This is a genomic window from Streptomyces coryli, from assembly GCF_011044975.1.
In the GTDB taxonomy this organism is placed as follows: Bacteria; Actinomycetota; Actinomycetes; order Streptomycetales; family Streptomycetaceae; genus Streptomyces; species Streptomyces coryli.
Genome location: NZ_JAAKZV010000426.1, coordinates 1 through 3,753 on the forward strand (window position 1 = coordinate 1; position 3,753 = coordinate 3,753).

3 protein-coding genes and 1 tRNA gene are annotated in these 3,753 nt (G+C 69.1%); all 4 read right to left on the bottom strand.

Features of this window, described 5'->3' with window-relative positions:
• Window positions 1-15: 15 nt before the first annotated feature.
• The gene (locus G5C51_RS40550) at window positions 16-636 is read right to left on the bottom strand and encodes a 50S ribosomal protein L25/general stress protein Ctc (RefSeq protein WP_165245735.1); all 621 of its coding nucleotides are present in this window, start codon (window positions 634-636) and stop codon (window positions 16-18) included.
• A 165-nt stretch (window positions 637-801) separates the two neighbouring features.
• Window positions 802-1,779 carry a ribose-phosphate diphosphokinase gene (locus tag G5C51_RS40555; RefSeq protein WP_165245737.1) on the bottom strand — a complete coding sequence of 326 codons (978 nt, stop codon included), beginning with the start codon at window positions 1,777-1,779 and terminating at the stop codon, window positions 802-804.
• Between the two features lie 106 nt (window positions 1,780-1,885).
• Window positions 1,886-3,346, bottom strand: a complete 1,461-nt coding sequence (gene glmU, locus G5C51_RS40560; protein ID WP_165245739.1) for a bifunctional UDP-N-acetylglucosamine diphosphorylase/glucosamine-1-phosphate N-acetyltransferase GlmU — start codon at window positions 3,344-3,346, stop codon at window positions 1,886-1,888.
• Between the two features lie 113 nt (window positions 3,347-3,459).
• Window positions 3,460-3,530, bottom strand: a tRNA-Gln gene (locus G5C51_RS40565).
• Between the last annotated feature and the right edge of the window lie 223 nt (window positions 3,531-3,753).

The window sequence follows — 3,753 nt, forward strand, 5'->3', positions numbered from 1 at the left end:
GGCGGGCGGGAAGAACTACTCGGCGGAAGCCTCGGCGGCAGGCGCCTCGCCCTCGGCACCCTCGTCGCCCTCGGCGGACTCCTCGGGCTCCTCGGCCTGCGCGGCGACGACGTGCAGCACGGCCTCCTCGCCGTCAATGGCGAGCGTCGTGCCCTGCGGCAGCGTGACGTCCTTGGCGTAGACGGTCGCGCCGGCCTCCAGGCCGTCGATGGAGAGGGAGACGGACTCCGGGATGTGGGTGGCCTCGGCCTCGACCGGCAGCGCGTTGTAGACGTGCTCCAGCAGGTTGCCGCCCGGGGCCAGCTCGCCCTCGATGGAGATCGGGACCTCGACGTTGACCTTCTCGCCGCGCTTCACGGCCAGCAGGTCGGCGTGCTCGAGGATGCCCTGGCGCAGCACGTCGCGCTGCACGTCCTTCGGGATCACCAGCTGGGACTTGCCGTCGATGTCCAGGTTGATCAGGACGTTCGGGGTACGGACGGCCATCAGCAGCTCGTGGTGGTCGACCGAGACGTGGCGCGGGTCCTCGCCGTGGCCGTAAACGACGGCGGGGATCTTGTCGGCGCGACGCAGGCGGCGGGCGGCGCCCTTGCCGAACTCGGTGCGGGTCTCGGCCTTGATCTTGACCTCAGCCATGGGGCACTCCTCGTAAATCTCTAGGAAAATCGGCCGTCACCCGGCACACGACTTCCTGCTTACGAGGAGCGCGTCGATAACGGAGCGGCGCATAAAAATGCGGCCTCCCTCGCCGAGCAACCCTGTGAGTCTACCCGGCCGGGAGGCCGCATCAGAAATCGATCTTTACGCTTCCTCTTCGAAGAGGCTGGTCACCGACCCGTCCTCGAAGACCTCGCGCACCGCCCGCGCGATCGTCGGCGCCATCGACAGCACCGTGATCTTGTCGAGCTCCAGCTCATTCGGGGTGGGCAGGGTGTTCGTAAAGACGAACTCGCTGACCTTGGAATTCTTCAGCCGGTCCGCGGCCGGACCGGAGAGCACGCCGTGCGTAGCGGTGACGATCACGTCCTCCGCACCATGCGCGAAGAGGGCGTCCGCCGCGGCGCAGATCGTGCCACCGGTGTCGATCATGTCGTCGACCAGCACGCAGACCCGGCCCTCGACGTCACCGACGACCTCGTGCACGGTGACCTGGTTCGCCACGTCCTTGTCGCGCCGCTTGTGCACGATGGCCAGCGGAGCGCCGAGGCGGTCGCACCAGCGGTCGGCGACCCGGACCCGGCCGGCGTCGGGGGAGACGACCGTGAGCTTGTCCCGGTCGACCTTGGTGCCCACGTAGTCCGCCAGGATCGGCAGGGCGAAGAGGTGGTCCACCGGGCCGTCGAAGAAGCCGACGATCTGGTCGGTGTGCAGATCGACCGTGACGATGCGGTCGGCGCCCGCGGTCTTCATCAAGTCGGCGATCAGCTTCGCTGAGATCGGTTCACGTCCGCGGTGCTTCTTGTCCTGCCGCGCGTAACCGTAGAACGGCACGATGACCGTGATGGAGCGGGCCGAGGCCCGCTTCAGCGCATCGATCATGATCAGCTGTTCCATGATCCACTTATTGATCGGAGCCGTGTGGCTCTGAATCAGAAAGCAGTCGGCGCCGCGAGCGGACTCCTGGTAACGGACGTAGATCTCACCGTTGGCGAAGTCGAAGGCCTTGGTCGGGACGAGGCCGACACCGAGCTGGTGAGCGACCTCCTCGGCGAGCGTGGGGTGGGCGCGGCCGGAAAAGAGCATCAGCTTCTTCTCACCGGTCGTCTTGATCCCGGTCACAGCACGTTCTCCTCAGGTGTCAGCGGCTCGTCTTAATCAGCACAGCGACGCCGCTTGGTCTGTGCTTCACCACGGTACGCCCCATTGGGCGCCCACGTTTCTCCGGTCAGCCTTCCTGACCTTGGTCTTCGGCGGCCTTGGCGGCGGCTTCCGCGGCGGCACTTCCCGGCCGCTTACGGGCCACCCAGCCCTCGATATTCCGCTGCTGCCCACGGGCGACGGCCAGCGAACCGGGCGGCACATCCTTGGTGATGACCGATCCCGCGGCGGTGTAGGCGCCGTCCCCGACCGTGACAGGCGCCACAAACATATTGTCCGAGCCGGTCCTGCAGTGCGACCCGATCGTGGTGTGGTGCTTGGCGAGGCCGTCGTAGTTCACGAAGACGGAGGCGGCGCCGATGTTGGAGTACTCGCCGATGGTGGCGTCGCCGACGTACGACAGATGCGGCACCTTCGTGCCCTCGCCGATCTCGGCGTTCTTCATCTCCACGTACGTGCCGGCCTTGGCCTTCGGGCCGAGGCGAGTGCCCGGGCGTAGGTAGGCGTACGGGCCGACGTTCGCCTCCGCGCCGATGGTGGCGGAGTTCGCGACGGTGTTGATCACGTGGGCACCCTCGCCCACGCGGGTGTCGGTGAGGGTGCAGCCCGGGCCGACCTCGGCGCCGGCGGCGACGTGGCTGGCGCCGAGCAGCTGGGTGTTCGGCTGCAGGAGCGCGTCCGGCTCGAAGCTGACGGTGGCGTCCACCCAGGTCGAACCCGGGTCGACGACGGTGACGCCGGCCATCATGGCGGCGTGCAGCAGCCGGTCGTTCAGCATCCGGCGGGCCTCGGCGAGCTGCACCCGGTTGTTGATGCCCGCGATCTCGTGGTGGTCGGCGGCCACGGAGGCGCCCACCCGGTGGCCGGCCGCGCGCAGGATGCCGAGCACGTCGGTGAGGTACTCCTCGCCCTGGCTGTTGTCCGTACGCACCTGGGAGAGCGCCTCGGCGAGCAGCTTGCCGTCGAAGGCGAAGACGCCGGAGTTGATCTCCCGGATGGCGCGCTGGGTGTCGGAGGCGTCCTTGTGCTCGACGATGCCGCTGACCGCGCCGGTGGCCTCGTCGCGGATGATCCGCCCGTAGCCGGTGGCGTCCGGGACCTCGGCGGTCAGGACGGTGACGGCGTTGCCGTCGGCGGCGTGCGTGGCTGCCAGGGCCTGCAGGGTCTCGCCGGTCAGCAGCGGGGTGTCGCCGCAGACGACGAGGACGGTGCCGTCGGCCGGCGTCCCGGTCTGCTCGGCCAGCTGCTCCAGGGCTACGCGGACGGCGTGCCCGGTGCCGTTCTGCTCGGCCTGCACCGCGGTACGGGCGCCGGGTGCGGCGTCGGCGAGATGCGCGGCGACCTGCTCGCGGGCGTGGCCGACGACCACGACGAGCTCGGCGGGGTCGAGGGACTCGGCGGCGGTCACGACATGACCGACCAGGCTGCGGCCGCAGATGCTGTGCAGGACCTTGGGCGTCTTCGACTTCATGCGGGTGCCTTCGCCCGCTGCGAGAACGACGACGGCTGCGGGGCGATTGGCGCTCACGAGGTGGCCCTTCGGCTTCGGAGGGGGTGGAACATATTGGAGGATACCGAGGCCCTTCCCGGCCGGAGACGGCGGCGGGCCCCGGCGTGCGTGCCAGGGCCCGGTCCGTGCGGCTCCCGGGGAAGGAATCGAACCCTCATTCAACGGACCAAAACCGTTTGTCCTGCCTTTAGACGACCCGGGAAGGTCTGCCGCATTTTGCCCTTTTCGCTTCGCGCGCGGGCGAGCGGCAGCCACCACTATGCCGTACGACCTGCCCTTCATGCGATGGCCGCAGGTCGTCCGAAGGCTGTACGACCCACCAAAAAACCCCTGGCGTTCGCCCGTAGGCTGGGGTCTATGACCACGACGGGGGAAGCCGGGCCCGCCGCCGGGGGCGCCGCCGGGGGGCGGGCGCACTCGGGGGT